General features: G+C 50.1%; 17 protein-coding genes, 5 tRNA genes and 1 pseudogene. 3 read left to right on the top strand and 20 right to left on the bottom strand.

The window, feature by feature from the left end:
* Positions 1 to 86: 86 nt before the first annotated feature.
* Positions 87 to 473: pseudogene (locus BLQ36_RS13665) on the bottom strand (flagellin); the annotation flags it as partial.
* A gap of 210 nt (positions 474 to 683) precedes the next feature.
* Positions 684 to 1,838 carry an amidohydrolase gene (locus BLQ36_RS09110; RefSeq protein WP_074515293.1) on the bottom strand — a complete coding sequence of 385 codons (1,155 nt, stop codon included), beginning with the start codon at positions 1,836 to 1,838 and terminating at the stop codon, positions 684 to 686.
* 234 nt (positions 1,839 to 2,072) lie between these two features.
* On the opposite strand from BLQ36_RS09110, the gene BLQ36_RS09105 reads away from it, so the two are divergent.
* On the top strand, positions 2,073 to 3,041 hold the full coding sequence (locus BLQ36_RS09105; RefSeq protein ID WP_074515292.1) for a bile acid:sodium symporter family protein: 969 nt from the start codon (positions 2,073 to 2,075) through the stop codon (positions 3,039 to 3,041).
* A 66-nt stretch (positions 3,042 to 3,107) separates the two neighbouring features.
* On the opposite strand, the gene BLQ36_RS09100 is transcribed toward BLQ36_RS09105, so the two are convergent.
* Positions 3,108 to 4,607: an oligopeptide:H+ symporter gene (locus tag BLQ36_RS09100; RefSeq protein WP_074515291.1), complete on the bottom strand. Its 1,500-nt coding sequence runs from the start codon at positions 4,605 to 4,607 to the stop codon at positions 3,108 to 3,110.
* Positions 4,608 to 5,045: 438 nt separating this feature from the next.
* Here BLQ36_RS09100 and BLQ36_RS09095 point away from each other — a divergent pair, with 438 nt between their 5' ends.
* Positions 5,046 to 5,435 (top strand): hypothetical protein, encoded by a 390-nt coding sequence (locus BLQ36_RS09095; RefSeq protein ID WP_074515290.1) that lies wholly within the window; start codon positions 5,046 to 5,048, stop codon positions 5,433 to 5,435.
* A 115-nt stretch (positions 5,436 to 5,550) separates the two neighbouring features.
* Here BLQ36_RS09095 and BLQ36_RS09090 read toward each other — a convergent pair.
* The 13 genes from BLQ36_RS09090 to brnQ all read right to left on the bottom strand — a co-directional run bounded on the left by BLQ36_RS09090 (position 5,551) and on the right by brnQ (position 16,463).
* Positions 5,551 to 5,636: transfer RNA gene (locus BLQ36_RS09090), tRNA-Tyr, on the bottom strand.
* Positions 5,637 to 5,640: 4 nt separating this feature from the next.
* Positions 5,641 to 5,718: transfer RNA gene (locus BLQ36_RS09085), tRNA-Arg, on the bottom strand.
* Positions 5,719 to 5,748: 30 nt separating this feature from the next.
* Positions 5,749 to 5,825: transfer RNA gene (locus BLQ36_RS09080), tRNA-Ile, on the bottom strand.
* 36 nt (positions 5,826 to 5,861) lie between these two features.
* A tRNA-Gly gene (locus BLQ36_RS09075) sits at positions 5,862 to 5,936 on the bottom strand.
* Positions 5,937 to 5,940: 4 nt separating this feature from the next.
* Positions 5,941 to 6,015 (bottom strand) — tRNA-Gly (locus BLQ36_RS09070).
* Between the two features lie 122 nt (positions 6,016 to 6,137).
* Positions 6,138 to 10,634, bottom strand: coding sequence for an AAA domain-containing protein (locus BLQ36_RS09065; protein WP_074515289.1), 4,497 nt, complete (start codon positions 10,632 to 10,634; stop codon positions 6,138 to 6,140).
* A gap of 233 nt (positions 10,635 to 10,867) precedes the next feature.
* On the bottom strand, positions 10,868 to 11,701 hold the full coding sequence (locus tag BLQ36_RS09060; protein WP_074515288.1) for a hypothetical protein: 834 nt from the start codon (positions 11,699 to 11,701) through the stop codon (positions 10,868 to 10,870).
* A gap of 117 nt (positions 11,702 to 11,818) precedes the next feature.
* Positions 11,819 to 12,223 carry a YkvA family protein gene (locus BLQ36_RS09055; RefSeq protein ID WP_074515287.1) on the bottom strand — a complete coding sequence of 135 codons (405 nt, stop codon included), beginning with the start codon at positions 12,221 to 12,223 and terminating at the stop codon, positions 11,819 to 11,821.
* A gap of 81 nt (positions 12,224 to 12,304) precedes the next feature.
* A complete protein-coding gene (locus BLQ36_RS09050; protein ID WP_074515286.1) occupies positions 12,305 to 12,508 on the bottom strand; it encodes a protein kinase in 204 nt (67 codons plus the stop codon).
* Positions 12,509 to 12,620: 112 nt separating this feature from the next.
* Positions 12,621 to 13,607 carry an asparaginase gene (locus BLQ36_RS09045; RefSeq protein ID WP_074515285.1) on the bottom strand — a complete coding sequence of 329 codons (987 nt, stop codon included), beginning with the start codon at positions 13,605 to 13,607 and terminating at the stop codon, positions 12,621 to 12,623.
* A 2-nt stretch (positions 13,608 to 13,609) separates the two neighbouring features.
* A complete protein-coding gene (locus BLQ36_RS09040; protein WP_074515284.1) occupies positions 13,610 to 14,452 on the bottom strand; it encodes an HAD family hydrolase in 843 nt (280 codons plus the stop codon).
* A gap of 98 nt (positions 14,453 to 14,550) precedes the next feature.
* Positions 14,551 to 14,901 (bottom strand): nitrous oxide-stimulated promoter family protein, encoded by a 351-nt coding sequence (locus BLQ36_RS09035; protein ID WP_074515283.1) that lies wholly within the window; start codon positions 14,899 to 14,901, stop codon positions 14,551 to 14,553.
* A 221-nt stretch (positions 14,902 to 15,122) separates the two neighbouring features.
* Positions 15,123 to 16,463, bottom strand: a complete 1,341-nt coding sequence (gene brnQ / locus BLQ36_RS09030; RefSeq protein WP_074515282.1) for a branched-chain amino acid transport system II carrier protein — start codon at positions 16,461 to 16,463, stop codon at positions 15,123 to 15,125.
* A 274-nt stretch (positions 16,464 to 16,737) separates the two neighbouring features.
* Between brnQ and BLQ36_RS09025 the strand changes: the two genes are divergently transcribed.
* Complete coding sequence (locus tag BLQ36_RS09025) at positions 16,738 to 17,205, top strand: hypothetical protein (protein WP_412582855.1); 468 nt, start codon at positions 16,738 to 16,740, stop codon at positions 17,203 to 17,205.
* A gap of 557 nt (positions 17,206 to 17,762) precedes the next feature.
* On the opposite strand, the gene BLQ36_RS09020 is transcribed toward BLQ36_RS09025, so the two are convergent.
* The 4 genes from BLQ36_RS09020 to metG all read right to left on the bottom strand — a co-directional run bounded on the left by BLQ36_RS09020 (position 17,763) and on the right by metG (position 24,325).
* Complete coding sequence (locus BLQ36_RS09020) at positions 17,763 to 20,384, bottom strand: EAL domain-containing protein (RefSeq protein WP_074515281.1); 2,622 nt, start codon at positions 20,382 to 20,384, stop codon at positions 17,763 to 17,765.
* Between the two features lie 223 nt (positions 20,385 to 20,607).
* Positions 20,608 to 21,426 (bottom strand): G5 and 3D domain-containing protein, encoded by an 819-nt coding sequence (locus BLQ36_RS09015; RefSeq protein WP_074515280.1) that lies wholly within the window; start codon positions 21,424 to 21,426, stop codon positions 20,608 to 20,610.
* A gap of 194 nt (positions 21,427 to 21,620) precedes the next feature.
* The gene (locus BLQ36_RS09010; protein ID WP_074515343.1) at positions 21,621 to 22,391 is read right to left on the bottom strand and encodes a TatD family hydrolase; all 771 of its coding nucleotides are present in this window, start codon (positions 22,389 to 22,391) and stop codon (positions 21,621 to 21,623) included.
* Positions 22,391 to 24,325 (bottom strand): methionine--tRNA ligase, encoded by a 1,935-nt coding sequence (gene metG, locus BLQ36_RS09005; RefSeq protein ID WP_074515279.1) that lies wholly within the window; start codon positions 24,323 to 24,325, stop codon positions 22,391 to 22,393. The genes BLQ36_RS09010 and metG overlap by 1 nt, the downstream gene beginning before the upstream one ends.
* Between the last annotated feature and the right edge of the window lie 36 nt (positions 24,326 to 24,361).

Below are 24,361 nucleotides of genomic sequence, written 5' to 3'. Positions count from 1 at the left end.
GTAGTCATCATTACCACCGGGCCATCCGGTTCGGGAATATTGTTCACCATACCATCTTCAACAGGCTGGCGCAAATTGCCATTCAACAACAACCGGCCATTATAATTCGTCGTCGCCGCGATTTCATTAATAACCGCTAACCGCGAATCCTGCTCCTTCTGGATAATTTGCCGATCCACATCGGTGTTATGATCATTTGCAGCATTAATCGCCAGAGCTTTCATTTCCCGTAAATTATCGATAATTTCCTGAATTCCACCTTCTGCTGTGCGAACTAAATTAGCACCTGTCTGTGAATTGACAATATCCTGATTTAGTCCCCGAAGCCGGACACGCATCTTTTCCGATATCGAATACTCCGACGCACCATCCTGCGCACTGGTATAGCGCATCCCTGAAGATACTTTTGCCAAGCTCTTCGACAAATTCTTATTATTCTTGTTGAGCTCACCTAACGCCAATTGAGCTGCCATATTGTTCTTTATCACCATTGACATAATATGCCCCCCATAAGAACCGACATATACCTATATTCTTATATCGTATCACTTCCACTTCTTCTTAAATATAGAATAAAAAACAAGACATAGCAATAACACATCACCTATTGCATCAAAAACAAGGCTCTTGCACGGATTAATGCAAGAGCCTCGTTTCGACAGATTATTTTCGCTAAATACTTTTTAACGCCGCCATACCTGCTGCCTAAGTGCATCCTGAGCTAAACGAGCCATATAATCCGCGGCCGGGAAAAGTGCCTGCGGATCGGCAATAAACTTCGGGTTATGATTGACGGGGCCAACGCCCGTGCCAATAAGGGAGAACATCCCCGGAATCTTTTCCAGATAATAGGCAAAATCCTCACCGCCCAAGGAGGCCGGTGCCTGTCGCTCAATAAGGCCTGCCGCCCTTGCCGTTTGCCGGGCGAATTCATAAAGCTGAGCGTCATTATAGGTGACCGACGGGCCAGCTGTGTACTGAACCTCGGCGGTTCCACCAAAGGAAGCCGCCACCCCTTGGGCTATTTCCTGCAAACGCTGCTGAATAAGGGCCCGTGCCTCCGGCGTCTGGGTCCGGACAGTTCCCTCGAGCTGAACCTTGCCCGGGATGACATTCCAAGTATTGCCGCCATGGAACTGGGTAACGGTAACCACCGCCGCCTCCAGCGGGCTCACGTTGCGGCTAACGATGCTTTGCAAACTGGTAACAAAGGTCGCTCCCATGAGTATCGTGTCGCTTCCCCGCTCCGGATGCGCCGCATGAGCTCCCCTGCCTTGGAATTCCACATTAAACTGGTCAACAGCTGCCATAACCGGCCCTGTCATCAGACCAACTTCTCCCACCGGAAACAGTGGTGACGTGTGCAAGCCAAAAATCGCCTGAACACCAGCCAGCACGCCTGTTGCCAAAATCTTTTTTGCCCCGCCCGGTGCTTCTTCTGCTGGCTGAAAGATAAGCAGCACCTTTCCAGGAAGCTCTGCTTCCTGCTTTTTCAGCAACCAAGCTGCGCCTAAAACAGCGGCGGCATGAAAATCATGTCCACAGGCGTGCATTTTCCCTTCCTGCTGGGACTGATAGGATAATTCTGTCTGCTCAGCAATCGGCAGGGCATCGATATCAGCCCGCAAGGCTATCACCGGTTCCCCTTGGCCGACTTCTGCCACCAGCCCCGTTGCCAATGGAAGGTCCAGAATCTTGATTTTTGCCGCAGTCAGAGCTTCCTTCAAACGGCTTGTTGTCTCATATTCTTCATAGGACAATTCCGGGTGCTGATGCAGCCAGTAAAACGTCTCGGTGATTTTCTGTTTGATTTCATCTCGATATCCATCTTCCGGCATAGTCGCCCCTCCATTCATACTTGTCATATATGTTATCACTATATAATAGCATATAATCCCTCTTTGTCAACACTTATATAAAAATCACTGCAGTTTTTACTTTATAATGTAAACTATATTCTGTTACATTCCCTGTTTTTGTGTTTTTACTAGCTGTTTTTGCGCCATTTTATATTGACTTTTATGAAAAATAACTGTAACATTGTAAACAATCTACGAAAGGAAGGCATTTATATGAAATCATTAGAAAGACTTAGTGCATTTATCTCCAAGTACATGGCTGTTTTCGTCATTCTCGTGGCAGCCATCGCCCTCATCCAGCCCTGGACATTCAAATGGGCTGCACCGAAGATTACCATCCTGCTCGGCATCGTCATGTTCGGCATGGGCATGACCCTGCGCCTGCGCGACTTCAAGCTCGTTTTCCAGCGCCCCAAGGATGTCTTTGTCGGCGCCTTGGCCCAGTTCACCATCATGCCAGCACTAGCCTGGCTGCTCGCCAAAGGATTTGGGCTGCCGCCGGAGCTGGCCGCAGGGGTTATCCTCGTCGGCACCTGCCCGGGCGGTACCTCTTCCAACGTCATGACCTATCTTGCCCGCGGTGATGTCGCCCTTTCCGTCTCCATGACGATGACTACCACGGTGCTTGCGCCGATCGTCACGCCACTCCTTACCTGGTGGCTGGCCGGCGAATGGGTCGAGATTTCCCTGGCCGCCATGATGATGTCCATCGTGCAGGTGGTCATCCTGCCGATTGTCCTCGGCATTCTCATCAACAGTTTCTTTGAAGAAACCGTACAGAAAATCGTCAAGCTCCTGCCGCTGGTTTCCGTTGTGGCCATCGTGCTGATTGTCGGCGGTGTCGTAGCCGTAAGCTCCCAACGCATCCTCGAAACGGGGCTGCTGATCATGCTCGTCGTCATGCTTCACAATCTGCTGGGATACAGCATCGGTTTCCTTATCGCTAAGGCCCTTCACATGAACGTCGCCAAGGCCAAGGCTATCTCCATTGAAGTCGGCATGCAAAACTCCGGTCTTGCCACCTCCCTTGCTATGCTGCACTTTGGTGCTGCCGCTGCTATCCCGGGTGCCATCTTCAGCGTATGGCACAACATCTCCGGTTCCCTGGCTGCCAACTATCTTTCCAGCCGCATGAACAAGGAACAGGAAACCGCCGGCTGCGAACCAGCCAGCGCCGAATAAACCTCGCCCAACAAAAAATGCGATGAAGTTTCTACACTTCATCGCATTTTTGTTTATGTATTCAATTTATTTGTCCGCAACAGCAGCCTCTGGCTCACCCTCGAAGGCTTCCTCATCTTTCTTATTGATGAGGCGATTGAGCATCGGAACCGTCAACGCCATGACAATGGTTACCCCCAAGGTAACCAGGCCAATCTGCGTGAATACCTCGCTGTATACCGGCAGCGTCTGCAACGGATCAACAACATCCTTCGATACCGTCGTAAGGGTTGCCACCCAGCCGCCAAGGATTGCGGCAATAGAGGTGGTCAGGAACCAGGCTCCCATGAGGAAACCAATGAGTTTCTGCGGCACCAGCTTGGATATCATGGACAGGCCCAAACCGCTGATAAGCAGCTCGCCAATGGAAGACAGGAAATAGGAACCAATGAGCCACCAAGCCGATACGATCCCCGCCTCATTGGCAAAGTTGGCCGAAAAACCAACGACGAGGAAGGACGCCGCCGTCAGCAGCATGCCCAAGGCGAATTTGGCCGGCATCGACAGGTCTTTCCCCTCACTGCCAAAGTGGGAGTAAGCCCAAGCCAGCACCGGGCTTGCCAACATAATCCAGAACGGGTTGAGGGTCTGGAATACTTCTGCATTCGGAATGGCAATACCAAGAACCGAATGTTCCACATTCTTGATAGCAAAGAAATTGAGGGACGTAGGCATCTGCTGATACAGCGTAAAGAAGATAATGGCCTCGACAATCAAAATCATTGCTGCTGCCATGTGACTGCGCTCAGCACCTTTGGCCTGGATAATCATCTTGAAGAATACACCATAGACCAAAACACCGATGATAAACAGCAGCCAATGGGCCACGGAAAGGTGGGAAAGCAGCCAGCTGGAGAATACCGTCATGACCACAACACCGATGAGGGTCAAAACGATTTCCTTCATCGTCAGCGGCTCAGCCCCCGCCGGCGAATCGATGCCGCGAACCAAATAGCGGAAGCCCAGGAATCCGCCGACCGCCAGAATCAGACCCATAGCACAAATCATGAAGCCCAGAGACAAACCATACTGGGCGCCAATGATCGGAACCAGCAGCATCGAGATAAAGGAACCGATGTTAACTGCCATATAATACATCGTGAAGGCACTGTCCAAATCTTTTTCATCGCCTTCATAGAGCTTCGACAGCAGCGAAGATGGATTGGCCTTGAAGATACCATTACCGCAGGCAATAGCACCCAATGCCAAAAATACCATCGTCTTGTCGGCACCAGCCAGCGCCATCATCGCATAGCCAATCATCAGCACCACTGCACCAAGGGTAATCGTACGCTGGGTTCCCAGAATTTTATCTCCCAGGAAACCGCCCAAGGATACATAGCCATATACCATTGCACTGAATGCACCAAAGACAACAAAGGATTCTGCGTCTTCCATGCCCAGGGCTTTTACAAAGAAGCCTGCCAATACAGCCTGAAGACCATAGTAACCAAAGCGTTCCCAGAACTCAATGAAGAACAGCATGTTAAATGCTTTCTTACGGTTTACTGGATGTGATTCAACCATAATTAATCTCCTAACTTTTTTACCGACGAGTTATCTCCTCCATCGGTCTCATTTATTGTATTTTACCAGGAGACATTATAGCATAAATAAAAGCATCAGCAAAGTTGCCCAAAGTGTAAAAACTGTTACCTAGGACCTTACTCCTTCCATATTTCTTTAATTTCAGTACATTTATACTTTCATATCAGCACAAAAGGACATAAGTCCCGTTATTATTCCGCTTATTGCGTCTACCTCCAATGGAAAATAAAACAAAAATAATTCAACAACTGTAATGTTGTAGTCCTTTCCATACATTCCTGCAAAATGTCCATTTATTGCATACAATGAAAAGGCGTTGCCTGTTTCCCTGTAAAACCGCCCAAAATTGACAAGTGGCTGGATTTTGTTACAATTATCCTTGTATGTTTTCACATTAAAATAGAAAGGAACTACTCCATGCTTTATATCATTACTAAACTTGTCACCGAAGGCAATAAACAAGCGTTTTCTGTCATCGGCGCTGTTGATGACAAAAAAAAAGCTGCCGCCATTGCCGCCGAGGTCTACAAAAACTATAACAAGGTAGCCTCGTTCCAGAACATCGAGATGATTACTGAATGGCTGGCCACCCGCCTGTCCTATTCCTTCCGTCTCGATAAAGAACACCGCCTGCAGCTGGCTATCACCGAACTGAAAGGGGAGACCCTGCCAGAAGATAAACAGGTAGTCTTCAATGCCGCTGCCGAAGAAGATGAACTCATGCGCCGGGTAAGCCAGGCACTGTTCGAAGGCAAACACACGGCAGAGCGCGGCGGGCAAGCGCCATCCTGCCCCATCGACCAGTAAACGGCCAATAACAGACCAATAACTACAGGCCCCCACGGACTTACTCCATGGGGGCCTATCTTTTTGCCGTTTAGACAACAAAAAAGCGCCGCCTAAGCGACGCTGTCATTCAAGGTGGTGGGCAGGGATGGATTCGAACCATCGTAATCCGAAGATGACAGATTTACAGTCTGTTCCCTTTAACCACTCGGGCACCTACCCACAATGGTGACCCAGGAGGGACTCGAACCCCCGACCCTTTGATTCGTAGTCAAATACTCTAATCCAGCTGAGCTACTGAGTCATAACATTGGTTAAAATATAAAGTTGGAATTGGTGGGCCCACTTGGACTCGAACCAAGGACCGACCGGTTATGAGCCGGTTGCTCTAACCAACTGAGCTATAGGCCCATTGTATATAGAAGCTTTTCAGCTACTAATCAAGAATGGAGCGGAAAACGAGGCTCGAACTCGCGACCCCCACCTTGGCAAGGTGGTGCTCTACCACTGAGCTATTTCCGCAATATGGAGCGGAAAACGAGGCTCGAACTCGCGACCCCCACCTTGGCAAGGTGGTGCTCTACCACTGAGCTATTTCCGCATTTTGTCACCGCTTAACTCAGAACTTTTCTGTGTCTCGCTGACTGACAAAATCTATTATAGCCATTTCTCCATACTTTGTCAAACCCTTTTTTACAAAAAAACGCAAAAAATTTTATTTTTTTAGGAATCCACCTCGGCCCGCCACTGGTTCAGGATTTCCTCGGCCCGCTGTCTGACTGCTGCCAGTACCGTTTCCCGCTGTTTTCCTGACAGCTGGTCATCCTGGTCAGCCACCTCTGGCTCAATTCCTTGAACGGCAAGTCCAGCCATCAAACGACGGAATGTTTCCTCAGGATCACGGTACCAATGACTGCCGCGAACCCGCAGGAAATTCCAGCCCAAACGTTCAAGGACTGCCTGCTGGCAACGTTCTTCTGCGGCCTGCTGGATACTGCTCACCCAATGTTCGCCATCACAGTCAATGGCCACCTTCTGGCCCTGCCCCAAAACCACCATATCAATCGTATAGGCACCAACGGCAAAGTTCTTCTCCACATGATAGCCGCAGCGTATTAGTTCACGATACACCGCCACCGCCAGCGAGGACTCCTCCGCTTCGTTCTGCACCGTATCCCGGACAGGATTATTGGCATATTCAATAAGCCCCCGGCGAATATCCCCCGGTTTCAACTCCTCCACATCCATGGAATGGAAAATCCAAAGCTGGTCCCGCGCACGGCTGGCCGCTACATTGTAGCGCTTGCTGGTACTGCCATTGTGCCCCTCTGAGAGCAGCCGCAGGGAACTTCCATCTTCGCAGCTGTCCACCAGGGAAAGAAATACAATATCCCGCTCATCCCCCTGGAACCGGGCCGGATTGCCACAGAGGAACTGACAATCTTCCAGCGCAGTAATACCCAGACGCCGAACCGCCATTTCCCGGATGACTTTGGCCTGCTCATCCCCCAACATAGAGATCGCCCCAAAGGTTTTGCCTTGGTATTCCGGTTGCTCCAAGCAGGCGGCAAAGACGGCCACGATTTCCTCCGCTTCCCGGTAATTGCGCTTCTGGGTGCCCTCACGCCAGCCATCGGCCTTCACATCCACCAGTGGCATCAATGGGCTGCTGCCAGCTTCTCGCAGGGGACGGATACGCCCGTCGTAAACCAGTTGATTGCTGTAACCGATAATTTCCGGCACACAGCGGAAATGCTCGGTGAGCATCCGCGCTTCAAAATTCATCTGGGCGATATCGTAAAGGGACGTATCCATGGTGTACAGGGAGGCATGCTTGATAACGCCCTGGATAGATGCCGTCTGCAGCCGGGTGATATCTTCGGCGGTAACCCCTACAGCCGACGGGCTGACCTGTTTGTCATCCCCCACGATGATGACTTTTTTGCCGAAATAAAGCAGCGGCAGCGCCGTAATATCCGCCTGGCTGGCTTCATCAATCAGGAGTATATCGAATTTCTCACTTTCCGGCTTTAAGTTCTGCCATACCCGCGAAAGCGGCATAATCCAAGCGGGGACTGCCGCCTGGGCCTCTAACATGCATTGGCGGGCCTCACGGATGTGGCGGGGCGCATACTTGCCCTTTCCCCGGCCAATCTTAGCCACTGCCTTGCTCCAGCCAATCAGACTGGACTGTAGATTGCTCCCCGATACATCTTTGAGCAGATGATACCAGGACAATTTTTCTGCCAGTTCGGTAGTAGTCTGATGCAGACGCGCCGTTAAATCATGAATTTGCTGGGAAAGCTCCCGCATATCATCCTGTGGCACCTCATCAAGTACCTGCTTAAACTGCAGATAAAGCCAGGCCAAGGACAGATTTTCCGGCGGCAGAGAGCCTGCAAAGCCTTCAGCCTGCTCGCAGATATACTGCGCCCAAAGGGGGGCGGCAACCGCCAGCCGTCCAAGGAGCTCCTGGCGGCGAAGATAACTCTCCCTGAGCCTGTCATCAGCAGCCAATCGCTCATAGGCTTCCGCATAAAGGTCTGCGTCTCCTTCCAGCAGCGCCTTGGCAAACATTCTGGCCACTGTTCCATCCGCCGCAGCCACTGCCAGCCGGGATTTTTCCAGAGGATCTTCTCCCCTGCCCTCTTCTTCACAGAGCACCAAGAGTCTCTGCCAACGGGGGAAATCCTCCTCCAACCAGGAAAGCTGCTCCTGCAGTTTCTGGTGCGGCGTCAGATAACTGCCCCCCTCGTAAATGGCATCAGCGATTACCCCTGCCCGGCGCCAGCAGAGCATCAGTTCATCCCAAACCTTGGGATACCAATCCAAAAGCTCCTGTATCTCCTGCCAGCGGGCACTTACCAAGTCATCAATATCATCTTCGTTCTGAGCCAATTCTTCATAGGAAATCATGCCGTAGGGCACAAGCAGCTGGGACCATTCGCGGCGCACCAGCTCACGGGCCTGATGCAGGGAAACATACTGCATGGCCAGCTGGCAATCGCTGCGGCTGGCCAGGGGCTTGCCATCGATGCAAAAGCCCTGCTGTACCGCCTTCCAATCACTATGGCGCAGCCGATTCCACAGGGAAAGATGCCCATCGGCATCAAAGGCTTCGGCCAACTCAGAAAGCAGCTGAATCAAATCCTTATCCAGCGGCCGGTCTAGTTTGTAGTCAAACTCCCGCCCAAAAAACCGCGTCATCGACTGCTGTTTGAGATGCTGAACCCGGACAATATCCCGGCCCAGCATCTCCCAGACCTCGCGATGCGCACCGCCCTGCTGGCCAGCTAACACCGCCTCACGGGCCCACTCCTGCCGGAACCTAGAAAAGTCAATGGTCTGATACAGGGCGTTCGTCTCCTGGAGCATATCCAGGGAAAGCTCCTCCGTCACCCGGCGGCCCTTTCGCAGGACATGCCCTTCACCATCTAATGCCACTTCGGGAAAGCTTGCCAGCAATTCTGCTTTTTCCTGTTGCCGGGCAACTGCCTGTCCTAAAGCCGCCGCTGCCTCGGCCGGCGTCAAAAGTTCCGACCGGTCCGGCAAACTTTCGCCAAGTTCTGCCAATAGCTGTGCGTCAAAGGCAGCATTTGACCCATAAAGCTCCAAAAACTCTGCCTCGGACAGGGGCAGGGATGCCCCTTCCTCAATTTCGCCTGGAATAATCCCAGCTAAATCCTCATGGTCATGCAAAAATGCTGCCATCCGCGACAGCGACCAAGCCTTTCCATCCAATAGGAAATAATCCCGCCGCGCCTCCATGCGCTGGATATTTTCCAGCCGCGTGCGCAATTCGCCCAGCTGCTGCAGCAGTTCATGGCGTTCAGCAGTCAAGGTTTCCGCCGCCCGATACATTTCTTCCGCCGAAGAACGGGACAGCCGCTCACAGATTCCGCTGACAGAACGCTCCATATCCTGGCGAGAATCCTCCAGCAGCGACACACAGAGGTCCTGGATACCGGCCGGCAATTTCTCCTTCAGCACGGACAAGGCCTTTGACGTAGCGCTGGTCACCAAAACCCGCTGTCCCTTGGCCAGAAAATGCCCTAACAAATTGGCTATCGTATGGGTCTTGCCGGTACCCGGCGGCCCCTGAACCACCACAGCTGGTGCCTGCTCAATTTTCCGCGCGATTGCCAGCTGTTCAGCATTTGCCTGTTTCGTCAGCAGAATATCTTCTGCCTCACCACGGATATCCTCAAGGCTTACGGTCATTGGCTCCGACGGCGCCTTGCCATACTCCGGGTCCACAATCTCCAAAAGCGCCGTCGGCACTTCCCCATGGTTATCCACATAGGCCATCAGCCCGGCGATTGCCCGTTCCAGCCCGGCATTATGGCGGCGCAGGAACATCACCTGCCGGGGATAAACCAAATACCAATCCGTAGGCAGGATGTCAAAGCGCTTCTCAGCGAAACGGCAATTCGGAGTCAGCGCCGGAACGGCCTCCTGTAGGAAGGATACCAGCTCCCCGTCCAGCGGATGAAGCTCCGCTTCATCGAGCTTGCCCGAAAAAGCCCGAATTCCATCCCCTTCTATGCCCGGCATATCCTGAAACATATCCCCATAAAGTTCCGTGGGATAATCCGTGTCCAACAGTTGCATGGTTCCCTTCTTATCATAATGAAGGCGAACCCGTTTCAATACAATGGGGTGATGGATGGCAGCATCCAACCCACTGTAAAACATGCCGTCCCCCACCATGAGCTCCAGCTGTTCCGGTTCCTGGCGGCAACGGTCGTATAATTCATAAAGGGTCATAAACAGTGCCTGGGTACGGCTTTTGACCATTTCCCCTGCCCGCCATAAGGTACGCCGGCGCTTCCAGTCCTCAAAGGCCGCAATACGCACCCCGGAATCCACAAAGCGCTCGGTAATCTCCCCCAGCCGTGGGTCCTTGCGCATCCGTTCTTCCCGGACTTCGATGTCCACCGTCTCAAAATTCCGCCAATCCGGCGTGCGCACCCAGCCGACCAAATCAAAGGGCATTTCCGGGCAGGCGGTAAATTCCGGCTTCGCAACCTCCAGCAATACGCCCTCATGGCCCTCTTCCCCGGAATTTTTCCAAACATGGATGCGTTTCGGGTCTATCGGCAGCTCATCAAAAAACAGCGTCCACTCCTGCTCCTTGATATTCCGAATCAATTGCTGACGTAAGCTGCATACCTGCCGGATATAATCAAACAATTTCAATACTTTTTTCTGATTATCCATACATTCCTCGAATTCATCCACTAATCCACATAAAACATATTGTTATCCCCAAAAATCTTTCTTTATCCACACGATTGTGGATAAAGATGTGGATAACCTCACGATTTTGTCAATACTCTGCCTCTATTCTACTGATTTTTTTGCTTGAGTGCAATAAAAAAAGCCTCGGCATTGACCAATAAAGCCAATGCCAAAGCCCTTTGACAGATTTATACACAGGAGGATGTGGATAATCATGCTGCCAATCCTGTTTTGCCCTCCCAAGTCACCTTGTCAGCGCCAGCCGGCATGATGACATGGTTGTTATACACAATGCTCATGCGGGTTGCCTCAGCTCGCTCCTCATCCGTAGCCCGAGGATTACGGCGAATCTCATAGACCTCATGGGACACCTGCTTTATCGCATAGGATTGGGCCGTATGGAACTGAAGCTCCACTCTTACTCCTTCCGGGCTCATAAGCTGCGCATTGATACCCTGATAGAATTTGCCCCCCCAGGCGTTGCGGAATTTGAGCACGGTAAATCCCGACTCCTCCAACTGGTGCAATGCCCTTGGGACCTGGGCCGCATAAGACTTTTCATCGACTACCAGCGTGTAGCGAAGCACATCACTGATTGCTCCGGCAGCCTTATCCAGACTCTCATGATTTCCTTCTGCATCAGCCAAGATTTTTCCTGACAGGCTGTCCGCACGCTTGAAACGGTTTTCCAGCCCTTCCAGATAGGCCCCATCGGTTTCCAGCTGCTGCATGGCAGCCGTGATGCCGTCCTCGGCCTCACGTGCCTTAAGCAAAAGCTGTGCAGCCAAGACATTTGCCTGTTCGCGGCGTTCCCGGCGCTTTGCCGCAGTCTTCTCCGCGCGCTCATCGCTGTAATCGGCCAGCTCCACCACCGCCGCCAAGGATTCGTCACTGGCTGCCGCTGCATAACCGCGGGAAACATTCACAGGCGCTACTACCGCCATCATCAGCATTACCGTAGCCGTCAGCGTACGGGCTGCCCAACCTGCACAAAGCAATTTACGGGCAGAATATCTCGATAACTTCTGTTTCATGTCGTATTTCATTTTCCTACCTCCAAACCATTAATACTGGTTTTCTCGGCTTTCTTTTACGACACTCATTATATAAAAGGAATCTTGAAACAAACTGGTTGATACTGAAAACTATCTGAAGCCGCTTCCTCACGATAATTCGTCGGCGTATTCATCCCCCAGGATATTCCGAATTTTTTCCTTTGCCTGCTGGCGAACTTCATCGGTGATATAGAGCTGTGCCAATACAATCGCAGCGGCAATAACCGACGCATCATCTGTATAGCCCATCAAGGGAATAAAATCCGAAATCACATCAATCGGTGAAATCAAATAACCCAAGGCCCCGTAGATCCCCACTTTTACCTTGGTGGGACAATTGGGCTGTTTCGTCACATAATAAAGTTGCAATGCCTGGTAAAGAACCTTCACACCGATTTGCGCAGCATTCTTTTTTATCTTGTTCCAAAATCCCTCTTCCGAAAATTTCTTCTCGTATTTTTCCGGGTCGATTTTCTTTAATTCTTCTTCTGAAACATGAATTTTTTCCGCCATAGGATAAAACCTCCTAGCTGATAAAAAAAACGATGCCAGGTCCATCTTCGAGGGCTCAGCATCGTTCTCGGGAATTTCTTTTTACTTTTTGAGCGTTTCCAATACAGCGCTCGGGCTCATGTTTTCTTTCTTCATGAACTCCAGCAGTTCTTTATAATCAGTTTTTGCTTTCTGCTCGTTAAGCTCAGCAAGCTCTGCTTTCAGTTTTTTGAGTTCTGCCTGTTTCTTAGCAATTTTTGCCTCGATCTTAGCGATCTTTTCTTCGTAATTTGCAGTTCTAGCCATTTGAATTTCTCCTTTTAAATAATCTAGAATCGATTACCTTTTATCTTTCCTTATTATACAAGATTATCTTTAAAATGACAAAATATTTTTTCCTTCAAATGCTAAAAAACCATTAAAAACGATTAAACCATTCTTGTATTTCATCGCTTTCTAATTTTTGCTGCAACGCCAGCTGCAACAAAATCCGCGCTTTTTGGGGATTTAAACTTTCACTGCGAAGAATTTTCGCCGCTTCATAAGACGGTTCTGCATAAGTTACCTGCCCAGCATAACCACGGGTGCTGCGAACTACCGTCACACCATCTTTTACCGCTTGGGCCAGCTTTTCTTCCACCGGAGCTGGCAGACTACCATTTCCCATACCAGCGTAGACAATGCCCCGGGCACCAGCCTTTACGGCCGCCTCCACCAAGAGACCGTCATCCCCGGCATAGCCGTAAAGGATCCGCACATCGGGAAGCTCCTGAATGGTTTCACTAAGCTTTAAGCTCCCCGCAAGATGGGTAAATTCACTACGGCGGAAAAATTTCACCACACCATCGTCCACGCTGCCCAAGGAGCCGCCATTAGGCGACTGGAAGGTCTGAACCGACGTGGTATGGGACTTAGTAACATCATGGGCCCCATCGATTTGATTATTGGTCACCACCAAAACACCGCGGTCACGAGCCTCTGGGCTGACGGCCACCCGCACGGCATCCAGCAGATTCAGCGGGCCATCCGCGCTGATGGCCGTAGCCGGCCGCATTGCTCCTGTCAGCACAATGGGCTTATCGGTGCAAGTCAGAAGGCTCAGCAGATACGCCGTCTCCTCCATCGTATCCGTACCATGGGTGATAACCACACCGTCAATCCCTTCAAAGGCCAGCAGTTCATTGCAGCGGCGTGCCAGCTTAAGCTGGATTTGCTGGGTCATATCCTTGCTGTCAATGGCGGCAATCTGCTCGCCGGAAACCTCCGCCAGTTCGCGGATTTCCGGCACAGCCGATAGCAGGGCATCGATGCCGATGGCCCCGGCCTGATAGCCAGTAGTAGCCGTATCCGATTCTGCACTGCCTGCAATCGTACCACCGGTTGCCAATACATAAATCTTTTTCATGCTCAAGCCTCCCCGCCTTCTACGACATGCTCCAAAATCCAAGCCATCAAATGTTCTTCCACTCTACAGCCCGTACGATTAGCCACTGCCTTAGTTGCATCATGGGCATTTCCTGAAGCAACACCAACATCTGCTAGTTCCAGCATTTCGTTATCATTGAGATAATCTCCTGCGGCGATAATCCGATAATTTTTCCATTCCGGCAGCTGACGGATTTTTTCCACCATGGTCCCCTTGGATACACCCTTGGCTACAAATTCATAATAATTTACCTCAGAATAAAAACTATTGGTTAAGGCATCGATACCAAATTTCTTTTCCAAGCGTTCTACGCGATGAAGCACAGCCGGTTCCGCGCAAATAAAGAATTTAAGCCATGGCGTTTTCTCCGTATCCCGGAGTTTATCCAAATTGCAGTGCTCGTATTTATAATACTCAAAGGGAAGACGGGGGTCGTCGTATTTTTCATCGCTGATGATATGACAATTCTCCGCCGTATATACCTCGATGCAAGCATGGGGAAAGGACTCACGCACCGCCTCGGCAAACCGCGGCCAAACAGTCTTATCCTCTGCCGAACGCAACGGGCAAGTCGCCAGGATTTCCTTTTTATTCCAATCGTAGAGCATCGAGCCATTAAAGAAAATACTCGGTGCATTGATGGGCAAATCTTTTACATAACCTGCCGCTGCCTCTGGGGTGCGGCCCGTAGCAATCGCAAAACAGCCTCCCCCTTCCACAAACCGATGAAGTGCTTCTTTATTTTCTTCCGAAATCACGCCACCGCGCGGAATCAAAGTCCCATCCAGGTCACTTATCAGCAAAATATTTTCATAAGGTTTCAAAGCACATTCCCCTTCCTTTTCCGAATCAGTTCCTTAATAATTATACCTGCCAAAAGGAAATACGGAAAGAACTTTCTCACCGGAAAAGCGGCGGCATATCATTTTTCGCTTTTTCGCAGTCCATACCGCGTCCGCCATTGAATCAGGATATGACGGAGCGCCATAACCGGATGATGCCAAAGCATCCGTGGGCCGCTGTAACGCATAATCGTCAAAATCAATTCCCGCTGGGGCTTGGCATAACAGTGAATCGGACAAACACTGCAAAAGGTCTTCACCGCCATACGGGGACATTTCGTAATGCGGATATCGGCATAGGCGGCAATCGCTTCACAATCCGGACACAATTCATGGCCAGCTTCCCGATCATGATGATGACCACGACAATATATCTTTACAATTTCCCGTACCGTTTTCCGTTCTTCCTGGCGTTTCCATTCCACCTTCATAACAATCCCTGCCTTTCTCATGGCAAAAATTATACCATAAACCTAGTTATCCACCAGGTAGCGAATGTTACCGGCCTTTTCTGTGGATAGTTGTGGATAATTCTCCCTCTTTTTAACACCTTATCCACAGTTTTTCAGCAATCATCCACAGTGTTTCTGTGGATAACAGCTTTAGGTACTAAAAAATGCCCCTGCCAAGGCAGAGGCATTTCTATATTCAATTAGCTTGCTACACTTACATCAACCGGCTTTTCCTGAAAACAGGAATAGACGAAACCGAGGAAGGCCCCCAGCAAGGCCGGAATTACCCAACCCATGGTAATGCTGTAGAAGGGCAGATACGCCGTCAGGAATTCATTGACCCCTGGCAGCTGAATGCTGGCCGCATTAAGGCCGTCGATGATGGCAAATACCATGGTGAAGTTCATGGCACCACGGTAAACACTACGACGCCAATCAATGAAGCGGTCAAACAGCGACAACAGGACGAAGACGATAACCAGCGGATAGATTCCCACCAGGAATGGAATCGTCAGCGTGATAATCTGGGTCAACCCCACATTGGAGGCGACGAAACTGAACAAAATGCTGAAGAGCAGCAAGCGCTCATAGGAAATCTTATTCTTGAAGAGCTTATTAAAGAACCAGGCCGTACCCGAAGTTATGCCGCAGCAAGTGGTAAGGCAGGCCAAGGAAATGATGACTGCCACCAGCAAGTTGCCCGCCGGTCCAAAGAAAATCGAGATAGCAGCTGCCAGCAGCTGACCGCCATTTTCCGAATGCCCCAACACACTGGCGCTGGTTGCACCAATATAAGAAAGGGAGCCATAAACCATGGACATCAATACTACCGAAATCAGTCCGGCAATCAAGCAAACCTGGCTGATGGCGCGATTCGAAGTAACCCCGCGCATGCGGATAGCATTGACAACCAGCGTACCGATTGCCAGGGAAGCCAAAAGGTCCATCGTCTGATAGCCGTCCTGGAAACCTTGGACAAACGGCGTTTCAATATAAGCCCCCGTAGCATCGAGGATGTCTCCCAACGGCGTCACGAACGCCTTGGCAAACAGAATAACCAAAAATACCAGCAGAACCGGCGTCAGCATCTTGCCCACCCGGTCGATCAGCTTGTTCGGATTCAGGGCCAGATAATAAGATGCAGCATAGAAAATTGCCGTATAGACCGCCTGCCCCAGCGTCATATTGTCAGCCGACAGGAAGGGACGGATGCCGATTTCAAAGGAAACCGCACCAGTACGCGGCATGGCGAACAAGGGTCCGATGGTCAGGTAAAGAATGACCAGCAGCATCGTCGCCATCCACGGGTAAGTCATCTTGCGGATGAATTCAATATATTTCCCGCCCTGCAGGGCAATCGCCGTGATTCCCAGCAAGGGCAAACCTACCCCCGTTACCAAAAAGCCAATCATTGCCGTCAGCACATGATCCCCAGCGGCCTGACCCAAAGCTGGCGGAAAGATAAGATTTCCCGCACCGAAGAAGATTGAGAACATCATAAACCCAACGGTCAAGATTTCTCCTTTAGACATTTGATTCATACTAACACCCTTTTCTTTTTACAAAAGAACCCGTTTGTCCTTTTGCAGTGAACATTACAAGGCACAAAAAAATCCATGTCCAAACCGAGCGAACATGAATGAGGCCCTGTCTTTCTAAAGCGATAAATGCATTATAGCATAAATGTACTTTACAATGCAACATTTAAATTACTTGTCCACTGTAAATGTGTAAACTTACGTTTTTTTTCTTTTTTTGCTATACTATGCTATACTAATCATAATAACCGAAGTGTTACAAAGGAGGACTTATAATATGGCTGAAGAACAAGCTGGACAGGAAAACGTCCCCACTCAAAATACAAATGAACAGGAACTTGACCCAATCGTCACCCAGGCCCATGGGGTGCAGCAACAGGTCAAAATGGAAATCCTCAACATGATACACAGTGGCGAAAGCCCGTTTGACATCATCTATCATATTGCCAAACGTTTGGAAGACGTATCCGGCGAACCGGGTTACGCCAAATATGTCGAAGACCAGATCCGCGCCGTTTACGGCTTTGCTTTAGAACATGTAAAGCCCATGAAAGATGAACTGCACGAAGTGGAAGAACGGCTCAAGCGCATCGAAAAATCCTACGAAAATCCGGATTTTACCGAGGAAGAACACATCCGCATCGGTTTTGCCATCAACCGCCACAAGAAAAATATCGAACGCCTCAAAGTCATGATCCAAAAAGCCGAAGCCGACCATGACGATATGACCATCATCAAAAATTAACGCCACCGAGACGGTGAAACATCCCTTTACGTTAACATAAAATATAGAAGCCCTCATAAGTTAGATTGATTCGTCTAACTTATGAGGGCTTCTGCTACATGATCCACACACTTATTACAAATTGCAGTTTGTAGGTTAGTGCGTTCGTGTTCGAAGTAACTCGCCGGCGGCGGGCGCGAAGCGCTCGGATGAGGTCCCTTTATACGCATTACGATAAGCATAATAGCTTAAGGTGCTACCTCATCCGCCCCTGACGGGGCACCTTCCCCAGAGGGGAAGGCTTTTAGTTCCAAAAGTCAGCCGCCGCTAGGGGCAGTGCCATAAACGAAGCGTTTGATATTTTCCGTTAAGAACGAAATTTTTATCTTCCCCTTTCGTCGGAAAAATTCTACCGTCCAAGCGAAGCGCGTTTTGGATTTTTCCGATGCTTAATTAACGATAAAAATTTCGTTTAGGAAAATATCTCCCGCGTAGTGTTGGTACTGCCCCTAGCGGCGGCGAGGAGCTGCTTCGAATCCGAACCCAGCTAACCTACAACCTGCAATTTCTCAGTCCCTTTATTTCCGCAGATTATATTCCCGCTCGAATTTTGCTACTTCCTCCGGGTTTATGGCCCGCAGCCGTTCCCGTAATTCTTTTAACTGGGCTCTTTCCTTAGCCAGCGGTGTGATATCTTCCATAACCAAATAGAGCAAAGTCCGCATGTTCTCAACGCAAATGATGCTGGCCCGCATCCGTATCCAGACAATGCGGCCATCACTGCAGCGACGGCGAATCTCCCCCTCGCAGCCCGTTTTCTTATTGGCCGCTTCACTGATTAACTGCCAGAAGGTATCATGGTCTTCCGCCACAATCCGGTCCATAATCTGATTGTCTGGACCGTAAACCTTCTCCCGCGGATCGCCGAACAGCTTGAAATAGCCATCGTTGACACGCAGGATTTCCAGACTGCTGCCCACCAGCTCATAAAGCCCGATAGCTCCCCCTGAGCTGTTAAACAGCACCGTCAGCTGGGCCGACATGGTCATCATATCCGCCGTATCGTCAGTCCCCAAGGGCACCAGAACCGGGTCATTGCTATAGCCCTGGTCCACCAAGCCCTCATAGACATCCACCGGCACCGGCTTGGAATAGAAAAATCCCTGCACGCATTCACAGCCGATAGTCCGCAGGAAATCGGCCTGCTGCTGGGTCTCCACCCCTTCGGCAATAACCGGGATATGGAGCCACTTGGCCATACGAACCACCGAGTTTAAGATATTGCCGCCACGGCCATTATCCTCTTTATCGCTGTCCGCCAAAAATTTCAGGTCAATCTTCAAAATATCTACGGGCATATCCTTGAGCATGTTAAGCGAAGAATACCCGCTGCCAAAGTCATCCATCAGGATAGGGAACCCTTTTCCCTGGAGCTGCTTGGCAATCTCGATAATCTGTTGCGGATTTTCCACATAGGCGCTTTCCGTCAGCTCCAATTCCAGATACCGCGGCGGAATCCGGTATTTCCGAATGAGATTTTCAAAGACCTGGACGATATTCGGACTGTACAAATCAATGCGGGATACGTTGACGGAAATCGGCAGAATCGGACGGCCTTTATCCATATCTTCCCGCAAAAGCTGGCAAGCCCGCTCCCAGACGTATTTATCCAACTGATATATGAAACCATTCTGCTCAAACACCGGAATGAATTTCGCCGGAGAAATAAAGCCCAGCTGAGGATGGAGCCAACGCACCAAAGCCTCGGCACCTACAACTTTTTCACTCATGAGCTCGTATTTGGGCTGCAGATAAACCAAAAATTCTCCCCGCTGCAGCGAGCCATGCATATTGTTCACAATGACCTGCTCGTTGACAATGCATTCCCGCATATCCTCATCGTATTCCCCGCAGAGCACCAAGCCGTTATGCTGGGCACGGGAAAGCCCCATGGAGGCACGATCCAGCATGGTCGTGATGGAAAGCTCCGGATCCCTTACCGTATACACGCCAAAATAAAATTCAATCCGATAATCGAGCGCAAAGGATTCGGCCAGCATTTGCAGCGAATGAATCAGATGCTCCCGCACGTTATTTTCCGTCGGATAGCAGAGCAGGAAATTATCCGCATAAAGCCTGCCATAGGCACAGGGCTCCAAGCGGATGCTCTTTAGGAAATGCGCCACATATTTCAAAAGCTTATCGCCAATTTCCTCGCCAAACAGGTCATTGATGACCTTGAAGCGGGCAATGTTGAAGCGCATGATTTCAAACTCAGTATGGGGGTTCTCATCAAGGATTTCCGCCGTACGCCGACAAAAAGCCTTCTTATTATATAACCCGGTCAAACGGTCATGACGAAGGTTGTACAAAAACGTTGCATGGGTCTGCTTCAACGGAGACAGATTGGTAATAACCGCATTGAATATTCCAACCCCCGACCGCTTGTTGAAAACATAGCGGCCACACTCCATGCACCAGATATAACTGCCATCCTGACGGCACAGACGGTATTCCACTTGATAGGTATCGGTTTTAAGCAGCTGGCGCTTGATTTCTTCCCGGCTTGGCTCCAAATCATCCCCATGGATAATCCGCTGGATTTGCCCCTCCAAACCGGCACCAAAATCCGCGCTGGAGGCATAGCCTAACATCCGCCACAACTCATCACTGTAGTAGTCAAGGGGCAGCCCTTTATCAGGACGATACTGGACATAAGCACAGTTGACATAGGAAGAAACCATATCCACGATTTCCTCCATGGTGGATTCGTTTTCCCCACCGCGATTCAAGATCCGCGAGCTTACCACCTGATAAGTCAATTCCTGGCGCATGTCCCGCTGAAAATGCATCCCGCAAATCTGCCGCCCCACTTCCGTATCCCGGTAGATTACTAATACCTGATGCATGTTGCGCATACGCTCATTGGTCGAATAGACCACGTTAGCCCGAACAGTCAGGCCCTCTTCAGTTTCCGCTTCCACACATTTGATTTTCGTAACACGACAGGAATCAATGTCCTGATGCATCTTCCGCAGGAGTTGTTCCGCCTTTAGCTTCCCCGTCGCATAAGTCTCAGAATGAATACCAAAAAGAATGACATCCTCGGTAAATAATTTCTGGATGTCGACAATATTCCCAAACTCGTAGTATTCCCTCAATATTCTTTTCGTCAAGACGACGGTCTTGCTTTGGTCCATCAACATGCGTCCTTTCGGTGGTTTGAACAGCTGAATCCGCCAGGATAACCAACTGCTATCAATTAACAATAATTATAGCATAATTCTTTTAAAAAATGTTAATAAATGTTACAAAAGTAGATTAATTAATACATCTTCATGGGAATACGCCCAAGCCATTTTCCTGTGGACAAGAAAAAAGCCCTTCCGATTTATCCGGAAAGGCTTCTATTTGAATTGACAATCAGTCTAACACGTAGACCTGTACGTCGCGGCGACCAAAGTTCATGCACTCACTATAAGTTTCCATGCAAAGGTCGATGCGCTCGCCACGGATTGCGCCGCCCGTATCAGCGGCAATGGCAATGCCATAACCGGGGATATACACGCGGGAACCCAGCGGAATCACCCGCGGGTCTACGGCAACGACACCGCGCGTAGCAGGAATCCCCATGGCCGTAAGGCCTTCCGGGCTGCCATCCGTCGGCAGGTACGCCGTTGCTTCCATCGTATAGACAGCGCGATAGCTCGTGGAGCCGCTCTCCGTCTGTACCTTTGGTTTCATCATCTCTTCACGCTTCAGAGCCAATGCCTGAAGTTTAGCGGCATTGTCTTTAACAACTATGTCTAAGTTCTCCTCAATTTTCGTATCCAGCCCCGGAGCCGCATCAACGTCTTCCAGGTTGTAGCCCAACTCGATCAGGGCGTCTCCTACGGTCTGCTTACTGGTCATAACTTCCTTTTTCTGACCTTCGTACGATACAGTTACCGGGACCGCGCGGTAAACTGTGATTTTCGTATTTCTATCATTGATTTTTTCCATATGGAATTCATCATTGGCGCTAAGTTTCACGCCAGCCCGGGAAAGGATATAGTCCGGGCTCGTATGGGTAGTATTGGTAGTAATGGTACGTCCATCGACTTCGATGGATACCTGGTGAATATTCGTAGGAATCGTATTGCGGGTAAAACCCGTTGTCATCATCATCATGGCTGCCAGCATCAAGCAAAGCACCATTTTCTTTTCTTTTTTGTTGAACGTAATAAGTTTCGTTAAACTCATTGAAAGCCCCCTTTAAATTTTGCGTGAAGAACTTCAAGAAGTATACCATGTGGCAAACTTACTTGTCAAATTCAACGTATCTATTCTCCCACTTTACGCTGAAAACAAGCTGAAAAATGGGAATAGAAAAGTGGTGGAGGCCTCTTTCGTGAGGTCGTCCACCACTTTTGCTAAAAAATCATGATTTTTAGGGTTTAAAGCCCGTATAATTCCTCCGCATTCTGTGAGGTTTGTTTTGCCACAATTTCCATCGAAATGCCCTTGATTTCGGCTACTTTCTCAGCCACAAACCGGACATAAGCCGGCTCGTTTTGCTTGCCCCGCATGGGAACCGGAGCCATATAGGGAGCATCCGTCTCCACCAGCAGGCGCTCTAACGGGAATTTCTGCACGATTTCCGGCAGCTTGGCGGCGTTCTTGAAGGTCAGCGGCCCATCCACTCCGATGTACCAGCCCATCTTCAAAAGCTCCTGCGCCATTTCCCAGCTTCCCGAAAAACAGTGCATAACACCACGAATACCCTTTCCTTCCCGTTTGAGGATGGCCAGAGTATCTCCATGAGCATCCCGGTCATGGACACAGACCGGCAGATGCAGCTGACGAGCCAAATCCAGCTGATGAATAAACACCTGCTGCTGCAGCTGGCGTTTCTCCTGGTCCTTTTCCCAGTAATAATCCAAGCCGATTTCCCCAATAGCCACCACCCGTGGCTGCTGGGTCCAGGCCGCCAGCCTCTCATCTTCCCGGCTAGTCAGCGGGAAGGCTTCCTCGGGATGGATGCCGACACCGGCATAAACGCCCTCATAAGCCGCTGCCAATTCCACCGCCTTGGCAGAGGACTCCAGCGTATCCCCCATATTGATGATACGGGTTACACCGTTTTTTCTGGCCCGCTCAATTGCCTCCTGCTCATGACCGGAAAATTTCGCATCGTTTAGATGGGTATGGGTATCCACCAGCTCCATCATTTTACGACAGCTCCTACCGGCATATCCACGGACAGGACTTTCAAGTCATCCCCAGCCGATGCCGCCAGAATCATCCCATGGGAAACAACGCCACGGATTTTCGCTGGCTTGAGGTTTACCACCATGACGACATTTTTACCGATGAGGTCAGCTGGTGCGTAGTGTTTGGCAATGCCCGATACCAGTTCGCGCTGTTCCGATCCCAAATCCACCTTGAGTTTCAGCAGTTTCTCCGTTTCCGGAACTGGCTCAGCTTCCAAAACCTTGACGACACGAAGCTGCACCTTGCTGAATTCATCAAAAGTGACTTCGCCGTTATCGGCTTTCTTTTCTGCCTTCTTCTCTTTTTTCTGCTTTGGCTGTTTGGCCTGTTTCGGCTGTTCCTCTTTCTCCACTTCAATGCGCGGGAAGAGCTGCTCCGGCGTACCGACCTTGAGGTCAGCCGGCGTGCCGCCCCACTGGCGGATATCGTCAAGCTGTACCGTCGCAAAAGCCTGCGGCAGGTTGAGCTGCTGCCAGATGCGCCCAGCGGTAACCGGCATAAACGGCTCAATCAGCACGCTGATATGGCGCAGGGATTCCACCAGATTGTACATGACATTTGCCAGTTCCTGTTTCTTCGTTTCATCCTTGGCCAGAGCCCAGGGGGCCGTTTCGTCAATATACTTGTTGGCCCGGCTGATGAAGGCCCAAACCTTCTTGATGGTAAGGGACAATTCCATCTTCTGCATGTTCTCATCAAAGAACTTAACCGTTTCTGCAGCATCAGCCTTCAGGGATTTATCGATTTCACTCTCTCCCTGGGGCGCCAGTACCACACCATCCTGGAACTTGCCGATCATGTTAAGGGTACGGTGCAGCAGATTGCCCAAGTCATTGGCCAAATCACTGTTGATACGCTGGATAAGGGCATCCCGGGAGAAGTTGCCATCCTGTCCCAAATTGATTTCCCGGAGCAGGAAGTAACGGATCGCATCGGCGCCAAACTCATCGATAAGGCCAATCGGGTCAACTACGTTGCCCTTGGATTTGGACATCTTGTCGCCATCGACAATCAACCAGCCGTGGCCATAAACCTTCTTCGGCAGTGGCAGATCCAGTGCCATCAGGATGCACGGCCAGATAATAGTGTGGAAACGGACGATTTCCTTGCCCACCAGATGCAGGTCTGCTGGCCAGAATTTGTTAAACTTCTCCGGGTCATCGAGGAAGCCGATTGGCGTAAGATAGTTCGTCAGCGCATCGAACCAAACATAGATAACATGTTTTTCATCGATGGGAACCGGAATACCCCAATCAAAGGAGGTACGCGAAATGCAGAGGTCCTCCAATCCCTGTTTGATGAAGTTAATCATCTCATTGCGGCGGGAAGCCGGCTGGATGAAATCCGGATTCTTCTCGATGTAATCCAGGATTTTATCCTGGTAGTTGCTCATCTTGAAGAAATAAGCTTCTTCGGCTACTTCCTGAACCGGGCGATGGCAGTCCGGGCAGCAACCGTTTTCATCCAGCTGGTGCTCCGTCCAGTAGCTCTCGCAAGGCGTGCAGTAAAGGCCTTTATACGAGCCTTTGTAGATATCGCCTTTGGCATAGATACGGCGGAAGATTTCCTGAACCACTTTCTCATGACGTTTCTCGGTCGTGCGGATGAAATCATCGTTGCTGATGTTCAAGAGTTTCCAGAGATTCTGGAAACCGGCAACGATTTTATTCGTGTACTCGATGGGCTTGATTCCCTGCTCTTCGGCCTTCTCCTGGATTTTCTGACCATGTTCGTCTGAACCAGTCAGAAAGAACACATCTTCACCGGCCAAACGGTGAAAACGAGCAATAGAATCCGCAATCGTCGTGCAGTATGCATGACCGATGTGCAGCTTAGCACTCGGATAATAAATCGGTGTCGTAATGTAAAATGGTTTTTTCTCTGTCATGGAAAATGATCCTCCTTATAATAACCCGCTAATGAT

It is taken from the genome of Selenomonas sp. WCT3 (genome assembly GCA_900100835.1).
GTDB lineage: Bacteria > Bacillota > Negativicutes > Selenomonadales > Selenomonadaceae > Selenomonas_A > Selenomonas_A ruminantium_E.
This window is presented reverse-complemented; position numbering and strand designations above follow the sequence as displayed.

Bases quoted from the DNA above. Each gene is read 5' to 3' on its own strand.
- BLQ36_RS09110 (WP_074515293.1), bottom strand. From the start codon at position 1,838: ATGCCGGAAGATGGATATCGAGATGAAATCAAACAGAAAATCACCGAG.
- BLQ36_RS09105 (WP_074515292.1), top strand. From the start codon at position 2,073: ATGAAATCATTAGAAAGACTTAGTGCATTTATCTCCAAGTACATGGCT.
- BLQ36_RS09100 (WP_074515291.1), bottom strand. From the start codon at position 4,607: ATGGTTGAATCACATCCAGTAAACCGTAAGAAAGCATTTAACATGCTG.
- BLQ36_RS09095 (WP_074515290.1), top strand. From the start codon at position 5,046: ATGCTTTATATCATTACTAAACTTGTCACCGAAGGCAATAAACAAGCG.
- BLQ36_RS09065 (WP_074515289.1), bottom strand. From the start codon at position 10,634: ATGGATAATCAGAAAAAAGTATTGAAATTGTTTGATTATATCCGGCAG.
- BLQ36_RS09060 (WP_074515288.1), bottom strand. From the start codon at position 11,701: ATGAAATACGACATGAAACAGAAGTTATCGAGATATTCTGCCCGTAAA.
- BLQ36_RS09055 (WP_074515287.1), bottom strand. From the start codon at position 12,223: ATGGCGGAAAAAATTCATGTTTCAGAAGAAGAATTAAAGAAAATCGAC.
- BLQ36_RS09050 (WP_074515286.1), bottom strand. From the start codon at position 12,508: ATGGCTAGAACTGCAAATTACGAAGAAAAGATCGCTAAGATCGAGGCA.
- BLQ36_RS09045 (WP_074515285.1), bottom strand. From the start codon at position 13,607: ATGAAAAAGATTTATGTATTGGCAACCGGTGGTACGATTGCAGGCAGT.
- BLQ36_RS09035 (WP_074515283.1), bottom strand. From the start codon at position 14,901: ATGAAGGTGGAATGGAAACGCCAGGAAGAACGGAAAACGGTACGGGAA.
- brnQ (WP_074515282.1), bottom strand. From the start codon at position 16,463: ATGAATCAAATGTCTAAAGGAGAAATCTTGACCGTTGGGTTTATGATG.
- BLQ36_RS09025 (WP_412582855.1), top strand. From the start codon at position 16,738: ATGGCTGAAGAACAAGCTGGACAGGAAAACGTCCCCACTCAAAATACA.
- BLQ36_RS09020 (WP_074515281.1), bottom strand. From the start codon at position 20,384: ATGGACCAAAGCAAGACCGTCGTCTTGACGAAAAGAATATTGAGGGAA.
- BLQ36_RS09015 (WP_074515280.1), bottom strand. From the start codon at position 21,426: ATGAGTTTAACGAAACTTATTACGTTCAACAAAAAAGAAAAGAAAATG.
- BLQ36_RS09010 (WP_074515343.1), bottom strand. From the start codon at position 22,391: ATGGAGCTGGTGGATACCCATACCCATCTAAACGATGCGAAATTTTCC.
- metG (WP_074515279.1), bottom strand. From the start codon at position 24,325: ATGACAGAGAAAAAACCATTTTACATTACGACACCGATTTATTATCCG.